Annotated in this window: 26 protein-coding genes and 1 pseudogene; 19 read left to right on the top strand and 8 right to left on the bottom strand. The window is 73.5% G+C overall.

The window, feature by feature from the left end; all coding sequences use genetic code 11:
* The first annotated feature begins 23 nt into the window (after window positions 1-23).
* Window positions 24-593, top strand: a complete 570-nt coding sequence (locus ACFY0O_RS35540) for a DUF1772 domain-containing protein (protein WP_388954691.1) — start codon at window positions 24-26, stop codon at window positions 591-593.
* Between the two features lie 40 nt (window positions 594-633).
* Here ACFY0O_RS35540 and ACFY0O_RS35535 read toward each other — a convergent pair whose 3' ends face one another.
* Window positions 634-1,131, bottom strand: a complete 498-nt coding sequence (locus tag ACFY0O_RS35535) for a DUF1772 domain-containing protein (RefSeq protein ID WP_388954690.1) — start codon at window positions 1,129-1,131, stop codon at window positions 634-636.
* Between the two features lie 188 nt (window positions 1,132-1,319).
* On the opposite strand from ACFY0O_RS35535, the gene gdhA reads away from it, so the two are divergent.
* On the top strand, window positions 1,320-2,669 hold the full coding sequence (gene gdhA, locus ACFY0O_RS35530) for an NADP-specific glutamate dehydrogenase (RefSeq protein ID WP_388954688.1): 1,350 nt from the start codon (window positions 1,320-1,322) through the stop codon (window positions 2,667-2,669).
* Between the two features lie 61 nt (window positions 2,670-2,730).
* On the opposite strand, the gene ACFY0O_RS35525 is transcribed toward gdhA, so the two are convergent.
* On the bottom strand, window positions 2,731-3,192 hold the full coding sequence (locus ACFY0O_RS35525; RefSeq protein WP_388954685.1) for a hypothetical protein: 462 nt from the start codon (window positions 3,190-3,192) through the stop codon (window positions 2,731-2,733).
* 216 nt (window positions 3,193-3,408) lie between these two features.
* Between ACFY0O_RS35525 and ACFY0O_RS35520 the strand changes: the two genes are divergently transcribed.
* The 3 genes from ACFY0O_RS35520 to ACFY0O_RS35510 all read left to right on the top strand — a co-directional run bounded on the left by ACFY0O_RS35520 (window position 3,409) and on the right by ACFY0O_RS35510 (window position 6,544).
* The gene (locus ACFY0O_RS35520; RefSeq protein WP_388954684.1) at window positions 3,409-4,770 is read left to right on the top strand and encodes an AMP-binding protein; all 1,362 of its coding nucleotides are present in this window, start codon (window positions 3,409-3,411) and stop codon (window positions 4,768-4,770) included.
* Between the two features lie 2 nt (window positions 4,771-4,772).
* Entirely contained in the window at window positions 4,773-5,540 is a 768-nt protein-coding gene (locus ACFY0O_RS35515; protein ID WP_388954702.1) for a thioesterase II family protein, read from the top strand.
* A gap of 74 nt (window positions 5,541-5,614) precedes the next feature.
* A complete protein-coding gene (locus tag ACFY0O_RS35510; protein WP_388954681.1) occupies window positions 5,615-6,544 on the top strand; it encodes a DMT family transporter in 930 nt (309 codons plus the stop codon).
* 259 nt (window positions 6,545-6,803) lie between these two features.
* On the opposite strand, the gene ACFY0O_RS35505 is transcribed toward ACFY0O_RS35510, so the two are convergent.
* The gene (locus ACFY0O_RS35505; RefSeq protein ID WP_388954678.1) at window positions 6,804-7,388 is read right to left on the bottom strand and encodes a DinB family protein; all 585 of its coding nucleotides are present in this window, start codon (window positions 7,386-7,388) and stop codon (window positions 6,804-6,806) included.
* Window positions 7,389-7,512: 124 nt separating this feature from the next.
* Between ACFY0O_RS35505 and ACFY0O_RS35500 the strand changes: the two genes are divergently transcribed.
* Genes ACFY0O_RS35500 through ACFY0O_RS35490 form a run of 3 tightly spaced genes read left to right on the top strand, consistent with a single transcriptional unit; the run spans window position 7,513 to window position 9,522 of the window.
* Entirely contained in the window at window positions 7,513-7,902 is a 390-nt protein-coding gene (locus ACFY0O_RS35500; RefSeq protein ID WP_388954676.1) for a VOC family protein, read from the top strand.
* On the top strand, window positions 7,899-8,240 hold the full coding sequence (locus ACFY0O_RS35495) for a VOC family protein (RefSeq protein ID WP_358894383.1): 342 nt from the start codon (window positions 7,899-7,901) through the stop codon (window positions 8,238-8,240). Before ACFY0O_RS35500 ends, ACFY0O_RS35495 begins: the two co-directional genes overlap by 4 nt.
* Window positions 8,241-8,280: 40 nt before the next feature.
* Window positions 8,281-9,522: an erythromycin esterase family protein gene (locus ACFY0O_RS35490; RefSeq protein ID WP_388954673.1), complete on the top strand. Its 1,242-nt coding sequence runs from the start codon at window positions 8,281-8,283 to the stop codon at window positions 9,520-9,522.
* A 96-nt stretch (window positions 9,523-9,618) separates the two neighbouring features.
* Here the strand turns inward: ACFY0O_RS35490 and ACFY0O_RS35485 are convergent, their stop codons facing one another.
* The 4 genes from ACFY0O_RS35485 to ACFY0O_RS35470 form a co-directional block, all read right to left on the bottom strand.
* Complete coding sequence (locus ACFY0O_RS35485; RefSeq protein ID WP_388954671.1) at window positions 9,619-10,626, bottom strand: CU044_5270 family protein; 1,008 nt, start codon at window positions 10,624-10,626, stop codon at window positions 9,619-9,621.
* A complete protein-coding gene (locus ACFY0O_RS35480; RefSeq protein WP_388954668.1) occupies window positions 10,623-11,189 on the bottom strand; it encodes an RNA polymerase sigma factor in 567 nt (188 codons plus the stop codon). The genes ACFY0O_RS35485 and ACFY0O_RS35480 overlap by 4 nt, the downstream gene beginning before the upstream one ends.
* Window positions 11,190-11,350: 161 nt before the next feature.
* Window positions 11,351-11,878 (bottom strand): DUF4240 domain-containing protein, encoded by a 528-nt coding sequence (locus tag ACFY0O_RS35475; RefSeq protein WP_388954666.1) that lies wholly within the window; start codon window positions 11,876-11,878, stop codon window positions 11,351-11,353.
* 111 nt (window positions 11,879-11,989) lie between these two features.
* Window positions 11,990-12,433, bottom strand: a complete 444-nt coding sequence (locus ACFY0O_RS35470) for a hypothetical protein (RefSeq protein ID WP_388954663.1) — start codon at window positions 12,431-12,433, stop codon at window positions 11,990-11,992.
* Window positions 12,434-12,688: 255 nt separating this feature from the next.
* On the opposite strand from ACFY0O_RS35470, the pseudogene ACFY0O_RS35465 reads away from it, so the two are divergent.
* Window positions 12,689-13,030 (top strand): annotated as a pseudogene (locus ACFY0O_RS35465) (sensor histidine kinase); the annotation flags it as partial.
* Entirely contained in the window at window positions 13,021-13,668 is a 648-nt protein-coding gene (locus ACFY0O_RS35460; protein ID WP_388954661.1) for a LuxR C-terminal-related transcriptional regulator, read from the top strand. The pseudogene ACFY0O_RS35465 and the gene ACFY0O_RS35460, both read left to right, overlap by 10 nt.
* 24 nt (window positions 13,669-13,692) lie before the next feature.
* On the opposite strand, the gene ACFY0O_RS35455 is transcribed toward ACFY0O_RS35460, so the two are convergent.
* Window positions 13,693-14,550, bottom strand: a complete 858-nt coding sequence (locus ACFY0O_RS35455) for a helix-turn-helix transcriptional regulator (protein ID WP_358894391.1) — start codon at window positions 14,548-14,550, stop codon at window positions 13,693-13,695.
* 302 nt (window positions 14,551-14,852) lie between these two features.
* Here ACFY0O_RS35455 and ACFY0O_RS35450 point away from each other — a divergent pair, with 302 nt between their 5' ends.
* The 9 genes from ACFY0O_RS35450 to ACFY0O_RS35410 all read left to right on the top strand — a co-directional run bounded on the left by ACFY0O_RS35450 (window position 14,853) and on the right by ACFY0O_RS35410 (window position 25,183).
* Complete coding sequence (locus tag ACFY0O_RS35450) at window positions 14,853-15,110, top strand: hypothetical protein (RefSeq protein WP_358894392.1); 258 nt, start codon at window positions 14,853-14,855, stop codon at window positions 15,108-15,110.
* A gap of 75 nt (window positions 15,111-15,185) precedes the next feature.
* Window positions 15,186-16,049, top strand: coding sequence for a thioesterase II family protein (locus tag ACFY0O_RS35445; protein ID WP_388954658.1), 864 nt, complete (start codon window positions 15,186-15,188; stop codon window positions 16,047-16,049).
* Window positions 16,050-16,091: 42 nt separating this feature from the next.
* Window positions 16,092-17,045 carry an isocitrate lyase/phosphoenolpyruvate mutase family protein gene (locus ACFY0O_RS35440; RefSeq protein WP_388954657.1) on the top strand — a complete coding sequence of 318 codons (954 nt, stop codon included), beginning with the start codon at window positions 16,092-16,094 and terminating at the stop codon, window positions 17,043-17,045.
* Window positions 17,042-18,067 carry a 3-oxoacyl-ACP synthase gene (locus ACFY0O_RS35435; RefSeq protein ID WP_388954654.1) on the top strand — a complete coding sequence of 342 codons (1,026 nt, stop codon included), beginning with the start codon at window positions 17,042-17,044 and terminating at the stop codon, window positions 18,065-18,067. Before ACFY0O_RS35440 ends, ACFY0O_RS35435 begins: the two co-directional genes overlap by 4 nt.
* Entirely contained in the window at window positions 18,064-20,340 is a 2,277-nt protein-coding gene (locus ACFY0O_RS35430) for an iron-containing redox enzyme family protein (protein ID WP_388954653.1), read from the top strand. The genes ACFY0O_RS35435 and ACFY0O_RS35430 overlap by 4 nt, the downstream gene beginning before the upstream one ends.
* An 11-nt stretch (window positions 20,341-20,351) precedes the next feature.
* Entirely contained in the window at window positions 20,352-21,542 is a 1,191-nt protein-coding gene (locus ACFY0O_RS35425; RefSeq protein ID WP_388954650.1) for an acyl-CoA dehydrogenase family protein, read from the top strand.
* A gap of 52 nt (window positions 21,543-21,594) precedes the next feature.
* Window positions 21,595-22,815 carry a cytochrome P450 gene (locus ACFY0O_RS35420; protein ID WP_388954647.1) on the top strand — a complete coding sequence of 407 codons (1,221 nt, stop codon included), beginning with the start codon at window positions 21,595-21,597 and terminating at the stop codon, window positions 22,813-22,815.
* Between the two features lie 90 nt (window positions 22,816-22,905).
* The gene (locus ACFY0O_RS35415; protein ID WP_388954644.1) at window positions 22,906-23,976 is read left to right on the top strand and encodes a saccharopine dehydrogenase; all 1,071 of its coding nucleotides are present in this window, start codon (window positions 22,906-22,908) and stop codon (window positions 23,974-23,976) included.
* Complete coding sequence (locus tag ACFY0O_RS35410; RefSeq protein WP_388954642.1) at window positions 23,966-25,183, top strand: saccharopine dehydrogenase C-terminal domain-containing protein; 1,218 nt, start codon at window positions 23,966-23,968, stop codon at window positions 25,181-25,183. Before ACFY0O_RS35415 ends, ACFY0O_RS35410 begins: the two co-directional genes overlap by 11 nt.
* Window positions 25,184-25,249 lie beyond the last annotated feature (66 nt).

Genomic DNA, 25,249 nt, shown 5'->3' with positions numbered 1-25,249 from the left:
CGGCCACAGGCGAGGACGTACCCATGAACCCGGAACACGGCGCCAACCCGGCACACGGCACCCTCCCCGGCGGCGGGGTGAAGTCCGCCGCCGACCGAGCGGCCGGGCCCCTGCTCGGCCTCTCCACCGTCCTCGTCGGCCTCATGGCCGGGCTGTTCTTCGCCTTCGACGTCTCGGTGATGCCCGGCCTGGCCGCGGGCGACGACCGCACCTACGTCACCGCGATGCAGCACTTCAACGCCGCCATCGACGGCAACGGCCTCTTCGGCGGCGTCTTCGTCCTCGCGCTGCTCGCCACCGCCGCCGCGGCCCTCGTGGAGTACCGCAAGGGCAGACGCGGGCCCGCCGTGTGGGCGGGCGCGGCCGCCCTCGCCTACCTCGCCGTCCTGGTGATCACGTTCGCGGTGAACATCCCGCTGAACAACGAGCTCGCCGACGCGGGCGACGCCGCCAAGATGACCGGCTTCGCGGTGGTCGACAAGTTCAAGGGCACCTGGGTCACCACGAACATCCTGCGCACCCTGCTCTGCACCGCCGCCCTCACCGCCCTCGTCCGCGCCCTCCTCCTCCACGGCCGCGCCACCCCGCGCTGACCCCCCTCGTGCGGCCGACCCTTCCTACGGCTGCCCGTGCCTACGGCTGCCCGTGCAGGACCAGCGCCCACACCAGCAGCCCGAACGCCACCGCGCACAGCACCGTGCGCCACGTGTTCGCCCGGACCCACGGGGCCTCGAACGCGCGGCGCACGGCCGCCGGATCGGCGACGGTCTCCACCGGGCCGGCCTGCGCCAGGGCGTTGTTCAGCGGGATGTTCACCCGGGCGGTGAGCACCACCGCCAGCAGGTAGGCGGCGAACGCCCCCGCCAGCGGCACCGTCGCGCCGCCCCCCGCGTCCCCGGCCAGCTGCAGGGCCAGGGCGAGCCCGCTGAACACCAGCGCACCCACATAGCCCAGCAGGAACCAGCCGTTGAGGATGGCCACGTTGATCCGCTGCATCGTCTCGACGACCGTCCGGTCGCCGCAGGCCCGCAGACCCGGCATCACCGCCACCGTGAACCCGTAGAACAGGCCGCTGACCAGCCCCGTCGTGATCGTCGCCGCGACCAGTGCCGCGAACCGTGCCGTTTCCATGCAGGTGTCCCCCTCGTGTCCGGCCGACGCGCGCCGTGGACGATCCTAGGTCGTGAACGCGCCACGTACCGTGACGAGCGCGGACTTGCGCCCAGCAGGCGAGACGGCACCTCCTCAGGTACCCGGTGTCCGGGTACCCTCCCGCCTGGGCCCGCACGCCCGCCCCTGACGCTGGAGAGGAATCAGACGTGACCGACCCGAAGCAGAGGCTGGATGTACTGAGGGCCGACATCGAGCGTCGCAACCCCGCCCAGCCCGAGTTCCACCAGGCCGTGCGCGAGGTCCTGGACACTCTCGCCCCCGTGTTCGCGGCGCGCCCCGAGTACGCCGAGGCCGGCCTCGTCGAGCGGCTCGTGGAGCCCGAGCGGCAGATCATCTTCCGGGTGCCGTGGACCGACGACCGCGGCCGGGTCCACGTGAACCGCGGCTACCGGGTGGAGTTCAACAGCGCGCTCGGCCCGTACAAGGGCGGCCTGCGCTTCCACCCGTCGGTGGACATCGGCGTGGTGAAGTTCCTCGGCTTCGAGCAGATCTTCAAGAACGCCCTGACCGGTCTGGGCATCGGCGGCGGCAAGGGCGGCAGCGACTTCGACCCGCACGGCAAGTCGGACGCCGAGGTCATGCGCTTCTGCCAGTCCTTCATGACCGAGCTCTACCGCCACATCGGCGAGCACACCGACGTCCCGGCCGGTGACATCGGCGTCGGCGGCCGCGAGATCGGCTACCTGTTCGGCCAGTACCGCCGCATCACCAACCGCTGGGAGGCCGGCGTCCTGACCGGCAAGGGCCAGGGCTGGGGCGGTTCCGAGATCCGCCCCGAGGCCACCGGCTACGGCAGCGTCCTGTTCGCGAGCGAGATGCTGGCGGTCAGGGGCGTCTCCCTCGACGGCCTCAGCGCCGTGGTCTCCGGCTCCGGCAACGTCGCCATCTACACGATCGAGAAGCTCCAGCAGCTCGGCGCCAACCCGCTGACCTGCTCGGACTCCCAGGGCTACGTGGTCGATGACAAGGGCATCGACCTCGCCCTGCTCCGCCAGATCAAGGAGGTCGAGCGCGGCCGCGTCAGCGAGTACGCCGCCCGCCGCGGCCCCTCCGCCCGCTTCGTGCCCGGCGGCCGCGTCTGGGAGGTCCCGGCGGACGTCGCCTTCCCGTCGGCGACCCAGAACGAGCTGGGCGCCGACGACGCCCGCGCGCTCATCGCCAACGGGGTCAAGGCGGTCTCCGAGGGCGCCAACATGCCCACCACCCCGGAGGCCGTCCACCTCTTCCAGGGCGCGGGCGTCGCCTTCGGCCCGGGCAAGGCCGCCAACGCGGGCGGTGTGGCGGTCAGCGCGCTGGAGATGTCCCAGAACGCGGGCCGCGGGGCCTGGTCCCGGGAGCGCGTCGAGGACGAGCTCGCGGGCATCATGCGCGAGATCCACCGCGTCGCCCACGAGACGGCCGCCCGCTACGACGCCCCCGGCGACTACGTGACGGGCGCGAACATCGCGGGCTTCGAGCGCGTCGCGGACGCGATGCTGGCCCAGGGCGTCATCTGACCCCGCTCTGCCGCGCCTTGCGCCGGGCCCGCACCCCACGTCGACCGGGGTGCGGGCCCGTTCAGCTCCCGGTCGTGGCCCGCAGGGCGCACAGGGCCCAGGCCGCCACCGCCGCGACCGTGAGCGGCAGGACCACCGTGAACGCGGTGCCGGGGCGGTTGCCGGGCTGGACGAAGGCGGCGGTGAGCAGGAGCAGCGCGCCCGGGAGGAACACGAACATGCCGATGATCATGCCGATCAGCGACCAGGCCAGCAGGGCCGACCCGATGAGCAGGCAGGCGCGGGCGAAGGCCTTCGGCCGGCGCGGGGTCAGGAACGGGACGACGCCCATGGCGGCGGTAGCCGCGCAGACGTCGAACAGGACGCCGTACGTCAGCCAGATCCACCAGGCCGCTGCCGCCACTTGGGCCACCAGCGCGGCCACGGCCCAGCCCCGCTGCCAGGCGGACACGGTACGGGGCGCCGGCGCCGGTTCGGCCGGCTGCCGCTGCCGGATGGAGACGTGCGGACGCTCGGCCTTCATAGGACCCCTCGTTTGAACGCGTTCAGCTGAACGTGTTCAACATACGCCATGCGGTACGCGGGCGCACCCGCCCGCCGCGGCCCCTGCCGGCGGGGAGCGGATCCGGGCAGGGGCCCCACCTCCCCCCCCGAACCGCCGCCGCCACCACCCCCGTTCGGCCGGGAGTCCGGCGCCGCCGCGTACCCTGGCCTCCCACCACCCCCAGGGAGTTACCGCGTGCTGACCGCACTGGACGGGACCCACGGCGACCGCGCCGACGCCGTCGCCGTAGCCGACCGTACCGCCTCGTACGAGCAACTGCTCGGCGCCGCCCGCGCCGTGGCCGCCGACGTCGCGGGCGCCCCCGCCTTCGCCGTCACGGCGACCGCCTCGCTCGAAACCGTCGCCGCCGCCGTCGGCGGACTCCTCGCCGGGGTGCCCTTCGTGCCCCTGCCCCCCGACGCCGGCCCCGCCGAACGCGAGCACATCCTGCGCGACTCCGGCGCCGTCGAGATCACCCCCGACTTCGCCCGCCGCTCCGACGCCACCCCGCCCCGCACCGCGGACCCGCGGGACCCGGCGCTCATCCTCTACACCTCCGGCACCACCGGCCCCCCGAAGGGCGTGGTCCTCACCGCCGACGCCCTCGCCGCCGACCTCGACGCCCTCGCCGCCGCCTGGCAGTGGACCGCCGAGGACACCCTCGTGCACGGCCTCCCGCTGTTCCACGTCCACGGCCTCGTCCTCGGCGTCCTCGGCGCCCTGCGCACCGGAAGCCGTCTCGTGCACACCGGCCGCCCGACCCCGCAGGCCTACGCCGCCGCGGGCGGCAGCCTGTACTTCGGGGTGCCGACCGTCTGGTCCCGCGTCGCCGCCGACCCCGGGGCCGCCGCCGCCCTGTCCGGCGCCCGCCTGCTCGTCTCCGGCAGCGCCGCCCTGCCCGCCCCCGTCTTCCGCGACCTGGAGCGCCTCACCGGCCACCGCCCCGTCGAGCGGTACGGGATGACCGAGACCCTGATCACCGTCAGCGGCCGGGCCGGCGGCGAGGTCCGCCCCGGCACCGTCGGCACCCCGCTCCCCGGCATCCGCACCCGCATCGCCGCCGAGCCGGGCGCCGACATCGGCGAACTCCAGCTGACCGGGCCCACGTTGTTCGCCGGGTACCTGGGCCGCCCGGAGGCGACCGCGGCCGCGTACACCGAGGACGGCTGGTTCCGCACGGGCGACATCGCGGCCGTCGACCCCGAGGACGGGGTCCACCGCATCGTGGGCCGGGCCTCCATCGACATGATCAAGTCGGGCGGCTACCGGATCGGCGCGGGCGAGATCGAGAACGCCCTGCTCGACCACCCCAAGGTGAGCGAGGCCGCCGTCGTCGGCGTCCCGGACACCGACCTCGGGCAGCGGATCGTCGCCTTCGTCGTCGCAGAGGGCGTCACCGGCGCCGAACTGACCGACTTCGTCGCCGCGCACCTGTCCGTGCACAAGCGCCCGCGCGAGGTCCGCTTCGTGGCGTCCATCCCGCGCAACGCGATGGGCAAGCCGCAGAAGAAGCTCCTCCTGACGGACGAAGCCGAAGCCCAGGGGACCGGCCGGTGACCGTGACCGTGACCTCTCCCTGGATCCGCCGCTTCCACCCCCCGGCCGACCCGCACGCGGCCCCGGCCTCGACCCCGGTGCTCGTCGTCCTCCCGCACGCCGGCGGCAACGCCTCCTACTACTTCCCGCTCTCCCGCGACCTCGCCGCACACGCCGAGGTCCTCACCATCCAGTACCCCGGCCGCCAGGAACGGCTCGCGGAGCCCAGCCCCGACACCATCGCCGGACTCGCCGACGGGGTGGAACGGGCCCTGGAGCCCTGGCGGGAACGGCCCCTCGTGCTCTTCGGGCACAGCATGGGCGCGGTCCTCGCCTACGAACTCACCCGCCGCCTGGAGGCCGGAGCGGGCCCGCGCGGCCTGATCCTCTCCGGCCGCCGCTCCCCGCTCGTGCCCCGGCGGGACGACCTCCACACCCTGGACGACGAGGCCCTCCTCGCCCACGTCCAGGCCCTGTCCGGCACCGACGCGGGACTGCTGGCCGACCCCGAGCTGCGGGCGCTGATCCTCCCGGCCCTGCGCAGCGACTACCACGCCGTCGGGACCTACCGCCACGAACCAGGGCCGCCGCTGCGCACCCCCGTCAGCGTGCTCTGCGGGGAGTCCGACCCACGGACGAGCGTGGCCGAGGCCATGGGCTGGCGGGAGCTGACGGAGGGCGCCTTCACCTTCCGGGGGTTCCCGGGCGGGCACTTCTACCTGGCCGCCGAACACGGGGCGGTGACGGCGGCGATCGCCGAGGACCTGAGGGGGTTCGCGGGGGTGCGCTGACAGCGCCCTGACATCGGGCGATCGTGCGGGAAAAGCCGTAGGCAAGGCCGAAACGCCTCAATACATTGACGCGCATGGACCAAACGACTGGCGATTCCGGCATCGGCATCGATCGACGCGCCCTCGTGGCGGCCTGCGTCACCGTCGCCCTGTGGGCCTCCGCGTTCGTCTCCATCCGCGCCTCGGCCGCGCACTACGGGCCCGGCGCGCTCGCGCTGGGCCGCCTCCTGACGGCATCGGTCGCGCTGGGCGCCGTCCTGCTGGTCAAGCGCACACCGCTGCCGCCCCGTCAGGCCTGGCCCGGGATCCTGGCGTCCGGGGTGCTGTGGTTCGGGCTGTACATGGTCACGCTGAACTGGGGCGAGCAGGGCGTCGACGCCGGCACCGCCGCCATGGTCGTCAACATCGGCCCCATCGTCATCGCCCTGCTCAGCGGCTGGCTGCTGAAGGAGGGCTTCCCGCCGATGCTGCTGGCCGGCATGGGCGTCTCCTTCGCCGGGGCGGTGGTCGTGGGCATGTCCACCTCCAAAGGTGGCGGTTCCTCCCTCACCGGGGTGCTGCTCTGCCTGGTCGCGGCGCTCGCCTACGGGGCCGGGGTGGTCTCGCAGAAGCCCGCCCTGCGGCACGCGGACCCGATCCAGGTCACCACGTACGGCTGCTTCGTGGGCACGGCCTGCACCCTGCCGTTCGCCGGCCAGCTCCTCACGCAGCTCCCCCAGGCGCCCCCGTCGGCCACCCTCAACATGGTCTACCTGGGCCTCTTCCCGACCGCCCTGGCCTTCACCACCTGGACCTACGCCCTGTCCCGCACCACGGCGGGCCGGATGGGCGCGACCACGTACGCGGTCCCGGCGGTGGTCGTCCTCATCGCCTGGTTCGCCCTGGACGAGATCCCGGGCCCGCTCACCCTCCTGGGCGGCGCGATCTGCCTGACGGGCGTGGCCGTCTCCCGCCGACGGCGGCGCAGTGGCGTCCCGGCCGGGGCGGCGGTGGCGGCGAAGTAGCGGGGCCCCGGCGGGGCGGTCTCAGGGAGGAGTCGGGGGGAACGGGACGGATGTGTGAGGGGCATGCGGCCGTATCAGCGACCCTCTGAGGTCGTCGGGAGCCGCCGCGTCGGGCATCCGGGCCGACATGCCTGCCATCCGGGGCCGCCCTCCGCGTCAGATCGCTACGCGCTCCTGTCATCTCAGCGTCCGACGACCGTCCGGGGCCGCTGCCCGCAGGGAAGGCCAACGGGATCGTCATCCGCTACAGCGCCCGGGGTCAGCTGTCGCCGAAGCGGCGAGCCACGCGCTCCAGGCGGTCGCGGTGTGCCGCCTCAGTGGGCGGGGTGTTCTTGCCCGGCGCCACGCCGACGGATCCGTCGACGAGCTCGCGCAGGATGTCGGCGTGGCCGGCGTGGCGCTGGGTGTCGGAGATGACGCGTACCAGGGCGTGATGCAGGGTCACCGCGCTGCGCTCCTGCGGCCACCACGGGACATGGCCGGTCGCGTCGAGCTGCAGCGAGGCGATCGTGGCGTCGGAATGCTCCCAGGCACGCTTGTACAGCGCGATGATGTCCTCGCGGGACTCGTCCTCGGCGGCCCACATGTCGGCGTTGGGTTCCGCGTCCTGCGTGTACCACCAGGCGGGGGGTTCGGCGCCGAAGAACGGGCGGTTGAAGGTGTCGCCGAAGTAGCCCAGTTCGACACCGGCGGTGTGCTTGACCAGTCCCAGCAGGTTCGTGCCCGTGGGGGTGAGCGGGCGGCGTACGGCGTAGTCCGAGAGCCCCTCCAGCTTCCAGAGCAGGGCGTCTCGGCCCTCCTGGAGGTAGCGGAGGAGCTCGGCCTTGGGATCGGGTGCGCTCATGACGACGAGTCTGACACCCGGCACTGACACCCGGCACTGACACCCGGCACTGACACCCGGTCTGTCACATCCGCCCGCCGGCGCCCGTCAAAGAAGCAACAGCGGGCAACGGAAGGACAACACGATGCTGACCAACCTCATGTACGTCACCCTCTACGTCACGGACCAGGACCGGGCCCTGCGGTTCTACACGGAACAGCTCGGCCTGGAGAAGCGCATCGACTACCCGGGCCCGGACGGCCGCTTCCTCACCGTCGCCGCCCCCGGCAGCCCGGTGGAGATCATCCTGTGGGCGCACGGATCGGCTGCGGGGCAGCCGGCCGAGGTGCAGGCGGGCGGTACGCCCGGGCCGGTCATCCTCGAGTCGGACGACCTGCGGGCGGACTTCGAGGTCTTCCGCGAGCGCGGGGTGGCCTTCGACGGGAAGGAGCCGGAGGACTACGGGTTCGGCATCCGCATCGAGGCGCTCGACCCGGACGGCAACCGCATCTCGCTGCGCGAGAGCCGGCGATGAAGATCGACGCGGTGATCGCCCGCCAGAACGTCGACGACCTGGAGGGGGCCATCCCCTTCTACGAGCGACTGACCGGCCGGAAGGCCGAACGCTTCGCGTTCGCCGGAGTCCACCTGGCGAGCGTGGGCCCCTTCCTCCTCTTCTCCGGCCCGGAGGAAGCCGTCCGGCGGGTCGCCGCGGTCAGCGCCACCCTGACGGTCGACGACGTGGCCGCAGCCGTAGCGGAAGCCACCGCGGCCGGCGCCACCGTCGTGGCCCCACCCCAACCCACCCCCAACGGCCACCGAGCCCTCCTCCGACACCCGCACGGCGGCGTATACGAATACGTCGGCCCCTGACGATGTCGCCGGCGCTGTTCGTGACCAGGGGAGGAAAGCCGTGTCCGATGAGCTGAGCGGTTGGTTGGCACAGACCGCCCTGCCGTTGAACGGCCTCACCGCGGGCGCGTCCACTGCTGACCTCCAGCCGTTGAAGGACGTCCTCGACGGCGTACGGATCGTGGGTCTGGGAGAAGCCACCCACGGGACGCGGGAATTCTTCCAGCTCAAGCATCGTCTGCTGGAGTTCCTGGTCACGGAGCTGGGATTCTCGGCGCTCGTCATGGAGGCCAGCGCGTCGGCCGGGCCGGCCGTCGACGACTATGTCCGCCAAGGCGTCGGGGAGGCCGCGCAGGTGCTCGCGGGCCTCGGGTTCTGGACCTGGCGGACACACGAGGTGCTCGCCGTCATCGAGTGGATGCGCGACTACAACCGGGGGCGACGGGAGGAGCAGAAGGTCCGGTTCATCGGCATCGACCCTCAGCGGTGCGGCAGCTCGTTGGCGGCGGTCGGTGCCTTCCTCCGCAAGACGGCACCGGACCGCGTGGACGGACTCCTGGGCGCCCTCGGCACGCTCGCCACGGCATATCCGGGATCGAGACCCGACCCGCAGCGCCGGTTAGTGCACCAGGCGGAGGAACTCCTGGAGTACCTCCGCCGACACGCCCCCGACGCAGCCGACGTGCTCCGCCATGCCCGCCTGCTGGTACGGGCCGCCGACCTGGTGACACGCGCCAGGCAACACGAGGACCCGGAGCAGACCGTCTACGCCGTACGCGACCGGTACATGGCGGATGCGGTGGAGGCCGTCCTCGAAGACCCGTCCGCCAAGGTCGTCCTCTGGGCGCACAACGGCCACATCGGCAAGAGCCGTTACGGCAACGCGGTACCGGCGCTGGGGCATCACCTCCACGCGCGGTACGGCGACGCCTACTACGCACTCGGCCTGCTGTTCGGCAGTGGCTCGTTCCGCGCCCGGCGGATGTGGCCCGGGCCGTGGGCCCGTCCCCGAGCCGGTGCCGTCGTCGCCAACCGGATCGGCCCCGGCCGCCCGGGCACGGTCGAGGCGCAGCTGGCTGCCGCCAACCCCGGCGACCACCTCGTGGACCTGCGCGGCGCAGCCGAGGCACCGACCGCCGTACGGGAGTGGCTGGGCGCCCGACACGGCACCTGGAGCTTCGGCGCCATGGTCCCGCGCTGGACCTACCGCTTCAACGTGGGCGTCTCGACTCCGGCCGAGGAGTACGACGGCCTGGCCTACATAGCCGTCTCGTCCGCCTCCCGGCCCCTGGCATGGTCGTAGCAGCTGCCGGCGCCCATGAGCATGATCGGGGGGCTGCGCCGTGATCTGGCCGTTCAGGGCCTCCGCGCACGCCTGGGCGCCCCCTGATGCAGTCTGCTACTGCTTGGGTGTCTGTCCCGCCTTGTCTGTTACGTTCCGGCTGATGATGGCCACGGACGACACCGCGGTTCCCGCCTTCCCCCACGCGCTGTCCTTGAGCGTCACCGTGCGCTCGCCAAGCAGGCGCAGGCTGCTCTTGTCGAAGATCCACTCGGTGCGCTCGCCGTTATGGACGCGCGCGATGGCGACGCCTGAACGATCAGCGGCATCCGTCGCCTCAGATACAAGAACGACGCCAGGGATGCGGGCCGCAGCCCGGTAGAGGGCTGCGCTCACTCCGGGCGGCGCTTCGAAGGTCCGAAGTAGATCACCGATGGCTACGAACGCTTCCTGATCGGGACCGGTCGTCGATCCAGAGTCGCCACCGTGATTGAGGCGCGTGTCGGCGTAGATCACCTCCAGCAGTCGGTCGGGGTCGGTTGGGAGAGATTCCAGGAAGCGGTACGTGGGGCCGTTGATGGTGACCTTCTCCCGGTTCGGCGCCGGATCGGTCTTCTCACCCTCGTGGTTGCGTGTGAGGGTTCCGGCTGATCCGTCGACGGAGACCCAGCGCTCGGCGGACTCGTCTGTGCGGGCAGCCGTCATGCCTCCGCCCTTGGCTTCCGACAGAGCGGTGGAGTACCCCTTTGTCCTGGTGTACAAGAACTGTCCGTCTCGGACGCTTGGAGCGGGCACCGTCTGGGCTGCCAAGGCGACGCGGTCCAGCAGCTGGACGGCTGCCGGCTCGGGTTGTGCTGTAGCGGGTTGGCGGTTGGAGTCCCCGATGGTGAGGGTCACCGCCAGGGCAACAGCGCAGGTCGCGGCGCCTGCCGTCAGGAACAGAGCCATTCGACGCCGCGATCGCACTCGAACAGGTTGAGCGTCGTCCGAGGTTTCGCGCATGACGTACTCCTTGATCCGGTCATGTCCGTGGAAAGGCAGATCGACGTCGGAAAGGCCGGGCAGACTCCGGGTGATATCCGCGCGACCGTTCGAGTCGAGTCGTGCGTCGTCGGAGGAGTTCACAGGCTTCCTTCCCGTGTGGCTTGGGATGCAGGGCGACGTCTGGAGGCTGGCGGCTCGGCAAGGTGGGATGCGGTGAGCTTTTGGAGGCGGGCGCGGGCGCGCGAGAGCCGGGATCGCACGGTGCCGACCGATGTTCCGCATGCTTGTGCTACCTCCGCATGGCTGAGGCCAGACCACACGTACAGAAGAAGCACCTCACGATCTGCGTGCCGCAGCCGATTCAAAACTGCTAAGGCGGCCGCGGCTTGTGCGGCGTCGGAGATGCGGGAGACGACCGCGTCTGCCACGTCGGGAACGGTGCTGGGCGGCGGCAGGCGGGCTATGGCATCCCGGTGCCTCCGTGCGGCTCGGCGGGAGTTGCGGATCACGTTGGTGGCGATCCCGAAGAGCCAGGCCCGATGGCTGGCGACCTGATCGAATGAGTCGCGGAGCCGCCATGCCTCAAGGAACGTGAGGGAGACGATGTCGTCAGCCCCGGCATGGTCAGCGGTCATGCGGATGGCATGCGCGTACACAGCATGTGCGTGAGCGTCATAGATTTCCGCAAACAGTTGGTGGTCCACACTGGGTAGTGTCCGCAGAGCCCAACCCGTTGCATGTGACTTACGCCCCGGACGGCAACCGCACCCGTTCGACCAGTGGGCTGCCCGCCACGAAGATCCGCTCGACCCTGCCCCCTGCCCCTACCCCTGCAGTCCCGGCTTGCCTTGCACCGCGACCTGGCCTAGCCCAGAAACAGGGCCGTCAAGCGGGGCAGTCGGCGGGCCATTTCGTCGTGGTCGTTGAAATCGAAGTTCCAGGCCGGGTCCAGCCCCGGGTAGCGGATGGTGAATGAGCCGTCAGGGAGCTGCTCGCCGGTCGCCGTGATGTGTGCGTCCCAGACCATGCCCAGCGTTGCCTCACACTCGAGATCGGATCCCTCGGCGGCTGACGCCTGCACCGCGGGCAGTTCTGCCAGGGCGTCAGGGTCGGTGAGCACGCGTTCGAAGACTTCGCGGCCCTGCGTGACCAGCCAGCCGCGGAAGTAGTCGAAGCCGTCGTCGGAGCATCCGCCGTTGATGACGTAGGCAGCGGCCCACAGAGGGTTCGTATAGGACTCCGCCAGCAGGTCCCACAGCACCTGCTCCGCCGCGACGATCTCCTCGGCCGGGTACGTGGCGAGCTGCCAGGTTGCCAGGCGGACGACGTCCTCGCCGTCGGACGCACGACTACGGGCTGCCTCGATGAGCGCCCAGAACTGCGGTTTGTTCATGGCGGCAGAGCATGCCACTCGGTACCGACATCGGCCCTGTCCCTCGCCAATGACCTGACCAACCCCCGGAGCCGTCTGGTGCGGATACCAGCCCCCGCCTCCCGGGCCCGCTCAGCGGGACTTCGGCTTCGGGAAGGCCGTGCGTAGGGCCGGGCCGCGGGTTGTGAGGGCGATGTGGAGGATGGGGAGGACGCAGACGGTTTGCAGTGCGGCGTACCACCAGGGGCAGATGCCCGGGATCAGGTCCACGCCGGCGATCGCGAGGGGGCAGACCAGCGCGATGGTGCGCAGGCGGTCGTAGGCGCGGCGGGAGCCGGCGGCGGTGGAGCGGGTCAGGCGGTGGAGGAGGACCGCGAGGAAGGGGAGCAGGACGGCCCGGGTCCACATGAACGGGTTCACCAGGTGGCCCGTGCCCGCCACCGCGACGACCGCGAGGAGGGCGGCGGTGCTGAGGACGGCGTAGACCTTGACGGCGGTCCGCGTCGTGGCGAAGGCGGTTCGGGCGGCGGGGGTGTTCAGGAGGGGCGCTTCGGCGGTGTTCGGGTTCGCGTTCATGGCCATGACGCTAGGGAGCGGCCGGACGGGCCGGTATCGGCCTGGGCCCACGGAGGGGTGGGGCCAGCCCCACTCCCGGTCCGAGCTGGGGCTTTGCGGGCTCCGGGCGGTGCACAGTGGGGGCATGGGCCGAGAACGAGGGGGAGTCGTGGGACGTACGGGTTCCTGGGTCGTGCGGGCCGGGGTCGGGTTCTGGCGGGGGGTCGTCGCCGCCGGGGTCTGCATGCTGGTGCCCGGGGTGTGGGCCGCCGCCGTGGGGCGCTCGCGCTGGACGTCCCGCTCGACGTGGCCGTCCGGGCCGCCGGCCCGCTGCGCCTGGACCCGCCCATCGAGGCCGCCCTCTACTTCGGCGTCGCCGAGCTCCTCACCAACGCGGCCAAGCACGCCGGGGCGCACCGCGCGCACGTCTCCCTCGTACGCGACGAGACGGGCGTCGTCGTGGAGGTCGAGGACGACGGCCGGGGCGGGGCCGACGTCCGGCCCGGCGGCGGGCTCGCCGGCCTGCGCCGCCGACTCGCCGTCTTCGACGGCACGTTGGCGGTCACCAGTCCCCCCGGCGGGCCGACCCGTGTGAGGATGGGCGTGCCATGCGCATAGCCGTAGCCGAAGACCTGTACCTCCTGCGCGACGGGATGGTCCGCCTGATCGAGGCGTTCGGGCACGAGGTGGTGGCCACGGCCGCCACCGGGCCCGAGACCCTCGACGTCCTGCGGACGCACCGCCCGGACGTGTCCGTCGTCGACGTCCGCATGCCCCCGACGCAGTCGGACGAGGGCCTGCGCGCCGCCCTCACCGCCCGCGCCGAGATCCCCGGGCTGCCCGTACTGATCCTCTCCCAGCACGTCGAGCAGCTCTACGCCCGCGAACTGCTGGCCGACGGCACCGGCGGCGTGGGCTACCTGCTCAAGGAGAGCGTGTTCGACGCGGAGCAGTTCATCGGCTCCCTGGAACGGGTCGCGGCGGGCGGCACCGCCATGGACCCGGCCGTCATCGCGAAGCTGCTGTCGGGCAGCGCCCCCCACGGCGGGCTGGAGCGCCTGACCGAACGCGAGCGCTCCGTACTGGCCCTGATGGCGGAGGGCCTGTCCAACCACGCCATCGCCCGCCGCCTGTTCCTCAGCGAGGGCGCGATCAGCAAGTACACGACCTCCCTGTTCGGCAAGCTCGGCATCACGGACGACGACGACACCAACCGCCGCGTCCGCGCGGTCCTCACCTACCTCGACGGGCAGTAGCCCCCGCTCCCGGGTTCCCCGACGTCACACCACGAACGTGGCCTCGTTGCGCCCCAGGAGGTAGCCGAGCTGTAATCGGTTGTGTGCGCCGAGTTCCTGCTTGATGGCCGCGATATGGGCCTGGAGGGAACGTTCGCTGATCCCTATGCGGCGTGCGATCGCCTTGTCCGAGTAACCTTCCACCAGCAGCCGGCTGATCGACTCCCGGATCGCCGGGACCACCTCGTCGGCCGCCTTCGCGGCGTGCAGGGGGACGAAGGGAAAGGGTTTCGCCCGGTCCCAGGCCTTGTCGAACGTGTCGCGGAGAAATCGTACGATGGTCGGTTCGGTAATCGAGATCGCCGTGGTACGGTCCTCGTTCGCGGAAATGAAGGCGACGTCGTCCACGATGATGAGACGGTCGAAGAATTCTTCGAGCGTCCGGACTTGTGCCCCGTATTCCGTCACCGCCCGGACGTATTCCTTCGTCGCCTCGTCGAATCTCGTGGTGTGCTGATACAGGGTCCGCATCGCGATCCCCGCCGAGATTTGCCGGCGTACGGATTCCAGCGCGTCCTTCAGCACCGCGCTCGGCCGCGCCCCGTCGGGCTGGGCGGTGAGGATGTCCCGCCGGACCGACCCCAGGGCCTCGTTGATCGCCGTCGAGATGCTGCCCAGGCCGTGCAGGTACCGCACACCGGGCCCCACCACCTCCTCGGCCGGGGCCGCCTCGGCGGTGGCCGCCGGGGCGGGGAGCGCCGCCTGCTGCGCGGCCTCCTGCGCCAGCAGGCCCAGGTGCGTTGCGAGTTCCCGCAAGAAGGCCTGCGGTTCCCCCGGCGTGGCCTTGCACAGCTCCTCAGGTGCACCGCTCTGTGCGGTTTTGACGTATTTGACTACGTCCACTACCCACCCCTGTCTGTCCGGTATGGAGCTGTTTGCGGCGGTTGAGACCCCGTGGGTTCCCGCAATGCGTAAACCGGAGCCATCGTAGGTCTAGTTCCTCTCGAGCGGGCAGGGGAGATTTGGTCTCACCGCAGGAACGAACACCGAGAAGGCGCACCGGAGATCGAGACCACCCGGATACCGCCTCGGTTTGGCGTTCCTGGAATGTCCGAACGCGAAACGACTCGAGGGGACTGGGCAAAATGGGGAAGAACCGCATGGTGACTCGTCCGGCCAACCGTGTTTCGGGAATCCGCGGACGCGTGGTTCTCGCGACGGCCGGCGTCGCCCTCGGGCTCGGCACGGCGGTCGCGGGCCTCGCCGCCCACGCCGCCCAGGAGGGCTCGCCCACCGGTTCCGTCACCCACCTGCGCTCCGGCGACGTCGGCTGGAACCTGGTGAACCCGCACGTCGCCGCCGGTGAGAACGGTGAGGCGGGCGACGTCGGGTGGAACAACCCGCAGCCCGCCACCACCCCCGCGCCCACCCCGAGCTCCTCCGACGACGTTGGCTGGAACTGATCGCTCACCGGCGCCCCGTCCTGCACTGCATCCCCTCCCGCCACTGACCCACCGGCAAAGGAATGGCTGATCCTCGTGGTTGCCTCACCCTGGTTCCTGACCTCCGAGACCGCCGCGGGACTTGACTCCGACGCCGTCCGTGTCTACTGCTTCCCGCACGCCGGCGGGAACCCCCGCACCTTCCTCGGATGGCAGCCCGCCCTGGACGGCCACGCCCTGGTCGCGGCCGTCTGCCCGCCCGGCCGGGGGCACCGCTTCCGCGAGCCGGCCCCGGTCTCCCTCGCGGCCCTCGCCGACGGCGCCGCCGCCGCCGTCGCCCTCGCCGACGGCGCCGCCGCCGCCGTCGCCCTCGCCGAGGACCGCCGCGGCATCCGGGCCCGGGCCCTGCCGCCCTTCCTCCTCTTCGGCCACAGCTTCGGCGCCGTCCTGGCCTTCGAAGTGGCCCGCCGCCTCGACGGCGTGCACGGGTTCGCCGGACTCGTCGCCTCCGGGTGCGCGGCCCCCTCCCTGCTGCCCACCCCCCGCGTCGTGGAGGCGGCCCGCCTGGAGGGCCGCGCCTTCGCCGAGGCCGTCGGGTTCTTCGGCGGCCTGCCGCCCGAGGTGGTGCGCGACGAGGCCCTGCAGGAACTCCTCCTGCCGCACCTCAAGGCCGACTTCCGCATGGTCGCCGCCCACCGCCACCGCCCGGGCCCGCCGCTGACCGTCCCGGTCACCCTCCTCAACGGCACCGACGACCCGCACGTCGGCCCCGCCGCGCTCGACCCCTGGACCCGGGAGTGCACCACCCCGCCCGAGCGCCACTGGGCGGCCGGCGGCCACTTCTACTTCGAGGACCGGCCGGACGCCGCGACCTCCCTCCTGAGCTCCCTCGCACAGGCGGCCGCGGCGGCCGCCTCCGGACCAACCGTCCCCGGTGCTGAGTACGTTGAGCTGATCTGACAGCCCCGCCCCACGTACGACGCCACCCTGCGAGGACCCCTCATGAACCACACCCGCCCCAGCGCCGACCCCGCCGCCCGACTCCGGCGCGGCGAAGCCTTCCGCGCCCTGCACACCGGCCCGGCCCCCTTCGTCGTCCCCAACCCCTGGGACGCCGGCACCGCCCGCATCCTGGCCTCCTTCGGCTTCGCCGCCCTCGCCACCACCGGCGCGGGCCTCGCCCACAGCCTCGGCCGCCCCGACGGCACCAACCGGCTCACCCGCGCGGAACTCCTCGCCAACGCCACCGCCATCGTCGACGCCACCGGGCTCCCCGTCACCGCCGACCTCGAAAGCGGCTTCGGCGAGCGCCCCGAGGACGTCGCCGAGACCATCCGCCTCGCCGCCGAGGCCGGCCTGGCCGGCGGCTCGATCGAGGACGCCACCGGCCGTGACGCGGACCCGCTGCGCCCCCTCGACGAGGCCGTCGAGCGGGTCGCCGCCGCCGTGGAGGCCGCGAAGGGGCTCGACTTCCCCTTCACCGTCACCGCCCGCGCCGAGAACTTCTTCCTGGGCCGCCCCGACCTCGACGACACCATCCGCCGCCTCCAGGCGTACGAGGCCGCGGGCGCCGACGTGCTCTACGCCCCGGCCCTGCCCGACGCCGAGGCGATCCGCGCCGTCTGCGCCGCCGTCTCCACACCCGTCAACGTCCTGATGACCGGCACCCTGAAGCTCTCCGTCGCCGAACTCGGCGCCCTCGGCGTGCGCCGGATCAGCACCGGCTCCGCCCTGTCCCGTGCCGCGCTCGGCGCCCTCACCCGCGCGGCCCGCGAGATCACCGAGTACGGAACCTTCGGCTTCGGCCTGGACGCCCTCCCGTACGCCGAGGCCAACGCGCTCCTGGCCGCCCCCGCCCCCGCCCCCGCCGCCGGACCCGCCGCCGCCCCTGCCTCGTCCGCCCCCGCCCCCGACGCCCCGTCCGCCGCCGACCGAGAGAGCGATCCGGCACCGTGAGCCTTCCGCACGCCACACCCCACGCGCCCGCCGCGCCCGCCGGCCCCGGGGCCCGACCGGCCCCCGCCGCGGCCGTCCACCTGTCCGCGCCCCGCTACGTCCTCGGCGAGCTCCGCGAAGACCACACCACGATCGAGGGCCTGCGCGAGCGGGCCCGCCGGTTCGGCATGCCGCCCCGCGCCGAACTGTGGGGCTGGGGCTCGGTCCACCGCACGGCCAAGTCCCTGGAGACCCTCGCCGCCGAGACCGCCCGCGCCACCCTCGACGGCGCGGGCGCCGCCCCCGCCGACGTGGACTGCCTGATCCTGTGCTCCACCCGCTTCCCCGGCGGCCCCCGCACCCACGGCGCCTTCGTCGAGAACGTCATGGCCGCCACCGGGCTCGGCGCCGCCGCCTTCACCGGCCTCACCCTCGGCCGCTGCGCCAACCTCCTCGCCGGGATCCGCACCGCGCAGGCGTACGTGGCCTCCGGCATGCACCGCACGGTCCTGGTCGTCACCGCCGACCGGGTCACCGACGAGTCCGTCCGCATGGAGAACTTCGCCCTCTTCAGCGACGGCGCCGCCTCCTGCCTGGTCGGCGCGGACCCGCTGGGGCCCGACGCCTACGAGGTCGTCGCGGGCGCCGGCGCCCAGGACCCGGCCGGACTCGACTGGTCCAACGAGATCAGCTCCGACCTGGCCCGCGAGGTCAACCGGCAGATCCTCGACGGGGCCGGCATGAAGACCGGCGACATCCTCGGCGTCCTCCACGCCAACCTCTACAAGCCCCTGGTCGTCCTCAAGGAGCGGCAGGCCGGCTTCACCCGCGAGCAGCTGTTCCTCGACAACATCCCCCGCGTCGGCCACTGCTTCGCCGCCGACCCCCTGATCAACCTGGTCGACCGCGCCCGCGCCGGGGCCCTGAAGCCCAACGGGCACTACCTCCTCGCGTCGAGCGTCCCGGGCGTCCGCATCGCCGTCCTGCTCCGCGCCCTCCCGACACCCGCCACCGCAGCCGCACCCGAAGGATCCCCGGCATGAGCGCGCCCCTCACCCCCGACGAGGGCACCTCCCTCGACATGGCGCGCAGCTCCTACGCGCCCGCCTTCACCCTCCCCGACCTCACCACCTCCCTGCCCTCCGGCCCCTTCGAGGCCTCCCCGCAGGGCGCCGCCGAGGCCGCGCGGATCACCGCCGGGCCGCCCGCCGACCTGTTCCGGCGCCTGATCGCCGACCAGGAGAGCGAGGCCGTCCTGCTCGCCGCCCGCCGCGTCCTCGCCGCCTTCCTGACCCCGGGCGACGAGGACACCGCCCCGGGACCCGACGCCGACGCGGACGCCGTCGCCGCCCACGTCCTGGCCGCCCGCGCCGAACTCGCCGCCGTCCTCGGCCCGCTGCGCACCCACCCCGACCCCCAGGTCCGCACCGCCGTGCTGCGCCAGCGCGCCCCCCTCGCCCTGACCGGCGGCTGCTGGCTCGACACCCTCTCCCAGGCCGCCACCCAGCCCGCCGAGATCGTCGGCCGCCTCTTCGGCCAGCACTGGCTGCTCCAGGGCGAGGGCACCTCCGAGGCCGGGCTGTCCGGCCGCCGCCGCCGGGCCCTCACCGTCCACGGCGTCCACCTCCCCGGCGTGGAGTCCGCCGCCTTCCTCGACGCGGCCGGCGCCCTCCCGCTCACCGCCCTGCACGGCGCCTTCCACCTGGCGCTGTCCCGGCTGCCCGCCTCCTTCCTCCCCGAGGTCGTCGGCGTCCACTACGCCGCCCACGCCCTCGGCCTCGACGAACTCCTCCTCGGCACCGAGCCGATGCTCGCCGAGGCCGACGTACGGCCCGTGCTCGCCGCCTACCTCGCCTTCACCGAGGACTCCCCGACCGGCCCCGCCGACCGCCGCCGCGCCCTGGCCGCCGTACGCCTCCTGCTGCGCCTGGAGCGCGAGCACACCGCCGCCCTCGCCGAACTCGCCGCCTGGCACGACGGGCTGTCGCTGGACGCGAAGGTCGCCCGGATCGTCGAACGGCACGCCCCGTACGCCGGCCGCCAGCACGGCGCCGTGCGCCTCGGCACCCGGCGGCTCACCGACTGGCTCGACACCGGCGACCTCGACGCCGCCGCCTTCGTGCGCGAACTGCGCGGCTCCCGCCGGCTGAAGCCCGCCCGCGACGGCGGCCCCTGCCGCTTCCTGAAGGCCGTCAAGTTCGGCGGCCCCATGTTCGGCATCTTCGACGAGGCCGAGGCCGCCGTCCTCACCGCCTGGGCCCGGGCCGTCGCCGACGGCGAGCCCGCCGGCGCGGACCTCACCCCCCTCGCCGCCGGGGACGCCGCCGCCCGCGCCTGGATCGGGCGGCTCGCCGCCGCCGACCCCGCCGACATCCTGGTGGGCGAACCCGAAGGCCCCGAGGACCACCGCCGGTTCTTCCACCGGCTCGTCAACTTCGAGCGCCACCCCAGCGTGCTGCCGCTCGCCCGCGCCCGCGCCGAGGCCGGCCTCGCCGAGGCCGAGGTCCTCTTCGAGCACGGCGCCGAGGGCCTGCTCACCGACGCCTCCTGGTTCCCGTACACCCCCGAAGCCCTGCTGGAACGGGTCGAACGGATCTACCGGGACAAGCTCGTGGACCCGTACGAGCCGCTCACCGAGATCCCCTCCCGCGACGAGGTGGTCTTCGAACAGTCCACGTACGCCCTCGGCAGCCTCATCGACGGCACCTGGGCGCACCGCGTCGGCAACCTCGGCCGCCGCGGCCGGCGCAGCGACGACATGCTGTTCGCCATCTACGCCGACGAGATGGGCCGCGGCGACTCGGCCAAGAACCACATCACGCTCATCCACAAGGTCCTGGCCAGCATGGACATGGACCTCCCGCACATCCGGCAGGAGGCCTTCCTGCACCAGGGCGAGCTGCCGGACCACCTGTACGGCTTCTCCGTCCACCAGCTCTGCCTGTCGCTGTTCCCCGACAGCCTCTACGACGAGATCCTCGGCTACAACCTGGGCATCGAGATGTTCGGCCTCGGCGCGATGCGGATGCACGCGATCCAGAAGCTGCGCCGGCACGGCCTCGACGCCTCCTACGAAGAGGCGCACCTGTCCATCGACAACTTCTCCGCCGGCCACGCCCGCCAGTCCGCCGACATCGTCGTCGCCTACCTGGACGAGGTCCGCCACCTCTCCGGCGAGGAGGCCGTCCAGCGCGCGTGGCGGCGGATCTGGCGCGGCTACGCCTCCTTCGCCTTCTTCATCGAACACGCCCTGGTCAAACGGGTGCGCGCGGCGGCGGCCGAGGACGCCGGCGCCCCCGCCGAGCTGGTCATCTGAGGAGCCGCGCCATGGAACCCACCACGAGCTTCGACCCCGAGGTGCTCGCGCTCCCCTTCTACGAGGACTCCCACCGCCGCCTCGCCGCGGCGGCCGGGAGCTGGTGCGACGGCAACCGCGTCCTGTGGGAGGAGGTCCGCGCCCTCGCCCCGGACGATGCGGGCCGCCGCCTCGTGCGCGCCCTCGGTGCGGCGGGCTGGCTCGCCGAACTGGACCCGCGGGGCGTCCCCGTGGACGACTTCCGGGCGGTGTGCCTGCGCCGCGAGGCCCTCGCCTACGCCGAGGACCTCGCCGACTTCGCGTTCTCCATCCAGGCGCTGGCCGCCACCCCGCTGCTGCGCTTCGGCAGCGAGGCGCAGCGCCGCCGGTACCTGCCGGGCATGGCCGCCGGGACCGTGATCGGGGCGTTCGCCGTGTCCGAGAAGGAGGCCGGCTCCGACCTGGCCTCGGTCGGGCTGGAGGCGGTGCGCGCGCCGGACGGCTCGTACGTCCTGAACGGCCGCAAGGCGTGGATCGCCAACGGCACCATCGCCGACGTGTTCGTGGTCATCGCCCGCACGGGGGAGGGGCCGGGCCCGCTGGGCCTGTCGGCGTTCCTGGTGCCGGCCGGGACGCCCGGGCTGCGGGTGGAGCGGGTCGACGCCATCGCCCCGCGCTCCTTCGCCCACCTGGCTTTCCAGGACTGCCGGCTGCCCGCCGACGCGGTGCTCGGGCGGCCGGGGAAGGGGTTCGTGGTCGCCGTGGACCTGCTGGAGCGGTTCCGCACGACGGTCGGCGCGGCCGCCCTCGGCTTCGCCCGGCGCGCCTTCGACACCGCGCTGGCCCACGTGCTGGCGCGGGAGGCGTACGGGGCCGTGCTCTTCGACCTCCAGCTGGTCAAGGCCCGGCTCGCCGACATGGAGGTCCAGCTGAACGCGGCCTCGCTGCTGGTGGCCCGGGCCGCCTGGGAGACCGACCGGGGCAGCCGCCGCTTCGCCCGGCACTCCAACATCGCCAAGGTCCACGCCACCGAGGCCGCGCAGGAGGTGGTGGACTCGGCGGTGCAGCTGCTGGGCGCGGCGGGAATCGTCCGGGACTCCGTCACCGAGCGGCTGTACCGGCAGATCCGTTCCCTGCGCATCTACGAGGGCACGTCGGAGGTGCTGCGGATGGCCATCGCGGGATCCCTGGACATGCGCCGTGCGGCCCGCGTCGCGGCGTGACGTCCGGGCACGACCCGCCCCACCCGTAAGACCGTTCGACAAGGAGCAAGCAGTGACCAGCACCGTCCACCCCACCCCCGTCGAGGCCGTCCGCCTCGCGGACCCCTATCCCTTCTACGCGCGCCTGGTCGCCGAGCGCCCGTTCGCCTTCGACGAGGCGCTCGGGGCGTGGGTGGCCGCCGACGCGGCGGCGGTGCGCGCGGTGCTGGGCAGCGGTGCGCTGCGGGTGCGGCCCGTGGCGGAGCCGGTGCCGGCCGGGATCGCGGGGACGGCGGCGGGGGAGGTCTTCGGCGAGCTCGTACGGATGACGGACGGTGCGGCGGCGGCCCGGCTCAAGGGGGCCGTGGCCGGGGCGCTGGCCCGCGCCGACCTCGGGCGGGCCGCCGCGCTGGCCGCCCGGTACACCCGGGAGGCGCTGGCGCGGGGCGGCGAAGTCCCGTACGAGGAGCTGATGTTCGGGGTTCCGGCCCGGGTGGTGGCCGCCCTGTCGGGCCTCACGGACGGCGCCGACCGCGAGGCGGCCCGCGCGATCGGCGACTTCGTCCGCTGCCTCCCCGCCTCCGCGACGCGGGACGACCACCGCGCGGCCGCGACGGCCGCCACCCGCCTCCGCGAACTCCTGGGCCCCGCCCTGACGGCAGCCGCGACGGCACCCGTCCCGGAGCCGGCCGCCCCTTCCACCCCCGCACCCGGGCCGTCTGCGGGGGGCTTCGCCTCCGTGGCCGCGTACCCCGCCGGCCAGGCGGGCGGGCTGTTGCGGGAGCTCGTCGTGGCCGCCGAGCGGAGTGGCCTGCCGCATCCGGGGCCGCTGCTGTCCAACGCCATCGGGTTCCTCTCCCAGACCTACGACGCCACCGCCGGCCTCATCGGCAACACCCTCGTCGCCCTCGCCCGGGGCGCGGACACCCCCGACACCGGGGCGCTCGTGCGCGAGGTCGTCCGGTACGACGCGCCGGTCCAGAACACCCGCCGCTTCGCCGCCGAACCGTTCACCCACGCCGGCTCCACCGTCGAGCCCGGGCAGCAGCTCCTCGTCCTCCTCGCCGCCGCCAACCGCGACCCCGCCGTCAACCCCGACCCCCACGCACTCTCCCCCGGCCGGGTGAATCCGGTCGTGTTCACCTTCGGCGCGGGAGCCCACCGCTGCCCGGGCGGGGAGCTGGCCACGACCCTCGCCACCGCCGTGGTGACCGAACTCCGCACGGCAGGCTGGAGCACCACAGCGACCCCCGCCTACCGCCCTCTGGCGAACGCCCGGATCCCGCTCCTCTAGCGCGCGAGAACGTCCAGGACGCAGCCCCCGCAACGCGATCAGGCCCGGGGGTCCACCACCCCCATGCCTCCAGACGGGACAAAACCCACCATGTCGGACACCGCTCACCTCTGGATGCGGCACGAGGCCCGCCGCACCGAACGCCGCGCCCCCCTCACCCCGCAGGACGCCGCCCGCCTCGTCGAAGCCGGCCTCCGCATCACCGTCGAGGAGTCGGCGCAGCGCGCCTTCCCCCTCGCCGAATACGCCGCCGCCGGCTGCGCCACCGCCCCCGCCGGCTCCTGGCACGAGCAGGCCCCAGACGACGCGTACGTCCTCGGCCTCAAGGAACTCCCCGCCGGACCCGGCGCCCCCGCCCTGCGCCACCGGCACATCTACTTCGGCCACGCCTACAAGGGCCAGGCCGGCGCCCGCGAGCTGCTCGCCCGCTTCACCGCCGGCGGCGGCGCCCTGCTCGACATGGAGTACCTCACCGACGACTCCGGCCGCCGCGTCGCCGCCTTCGGCTACTGGGCCGGCTACGTCGGCGCCGCCCTCGCCGTCCTGCACCACCGCCGCGCCCTCACCGCCCCGCTGGTCCCCACCGACCGCCCCGCCCTCGACGCCCTCCTCGCCTCCACCGCTCCGGCCGCGGACCCCACCACCGCCCTCGTCATCGGCGCCCTCGGCCGCTGCGGCCGCGGCGCCTGCGACGCCCTCGTCCAGGCCGGTCTGGAACCCACCCGCTGGGACCTGCCCGAGACCCGCGCCCTCGACCGGGCCGCCCTCCTCGGCCACGACCTGCTCGTCAACACCGTCCTGACCACCACCCCCGTCCCGCCGTTCCTGACCAAGGCCGACCTGGACGAGCCCGCCCGCCGCCTCTCCCTGGTCTCCGACGTCACCTGCGACGTCACCTCCGACTGCAACGTCCTGCCCGTCTACGACGAGACCACCACCTGGGACGCCCCCGTCCGCACCCTGCGCGAAGGCGCGCGCCCCCTCGACCTGATCGCCATCGACAACCTCCCCTCGCTCCTCCCCGTCGAGGCCGCCACCGCCTTCTCCGCCGAACTCGCCCCGCACCTGCTGCGCCTGCCCGAGTGGGACGGCGTGTGGGCCCGCGCCCTGCACACCTACCGGACGGCCGTCGAACCCCAGGAGGCACCCCTTGTCATCTGACTTATCCGCGCCCGCCGCGCCGCCCGCGCCGCCCGCGGCCCCCGCGTCCGGCACCGTCCACTGGATAGGAACCGGCCTGTCCACCGGCCGTTCCGGGCTCTCCCTCGTCTGCGAGCGCGCCCGCCGGGTGGTCCTGTGGGACCGCACCGCCGAGCGCGCCGCCGCCCGCCTGGCCGCCCTCGGCCTGGCGGGCCGCGCCGAGGTCCGCGCCCTCACCCCGGCCGCCCTGGCGGCGCAGACGGGCGCGGGCGACGTCCTCGTCTCCATGCTCCCGGCCGCCGAGCACGCCCCGCTGCTCGGCCTCGCCACCGACCGCGGCGCCCACTTCGCCTGCACCAGCTACACCTCCCCGGAGCTGGCCGAAGGGGCGCGGCGGGCGGCCGCCCGGGCCCGTACCGTCGTCCTCACCGAAGCCGGACTCGACCCCGGCATCGACCACCTCATGGCCCACGACCTCGTCGCCCGGGCCCGCGAGGCGTTCGGCCCCTCCCCGGCGACCGCCGTGTTCACCTCGTACTGCGGAGGGCTCCCGGCGGCCCCCGGACCCTTCCGCTACCGCTTCAGCTGGGCCCCGCACGGGGTCCTCGCCGCCCTCGCCGCCCCGGCCCGCTACGTCGAGTCCCGCGCCGAGGTCACCGCCCCCCGCCCCTGGGAGGCGACGGCCCCGCTGACCCTGGCGGGCGAGGAGTTCGAGGCCTACCCCAACCGCGACAGCCTCCCCTTCGTCGCCCAGTACGGCATCCCGTACTACTGGCACCTCGACACCTTCGTCCGCGGCACCCTGCGCAACTCCGGCTGGCGCACCGCCTGGAAGGAGGTCTTCGACACCGTCTCCGCCGGCGACCCCGACGCCGTCCGCGCCCTGGCGCGCGAGCTCGCCGCCCGCCACCCGGCCGGCCCCGCCGACCGCGACCGCGTCGTGCTGTCCGTCTCCCTGGAGCTGCGCACCAGGTCCGGCGAGCGCTGGCGCGGCTCCCGGCTGCTCGACCTCACCGGCGGACCGGACGAGTCCGCCATGGCCCGCTGCGTCTCCCTCCCCGTCGCCTACGGGGTCACGCGCATCCTCTCCGGAGCCCTGCCCGCCGGACTGAACCGGGCCGCCGAGACCCCCGGCGAGACCGCGCGGTGGCTTTCGTTCCTCGGCGCCCACGGGCTCGCCGGCCGCTACCAGGAGACCGCCCCCGCTCCCACGGGAGCACCGGCGTGACCGTCTGACGACCCACCCCACCCCTCCCTCACCCCACTTCCCCCTCACCTCAGCCACCGCACAACG

Source organism: Streptomyces sp. NPDC001594 (assembly GCF_042893675.1).
In the GTDB taxonomy this organism is placed as follows: domain Bacteria; phylum Actinomycetota; class Actinomycetes; order Streptomycetales; family Streptomycetaceae; genus Streptomyces.
Note: the sequence above shows the minus strand (reverse complement) of the source record. Positions and strands in the feature narration are given on the sequence as shown.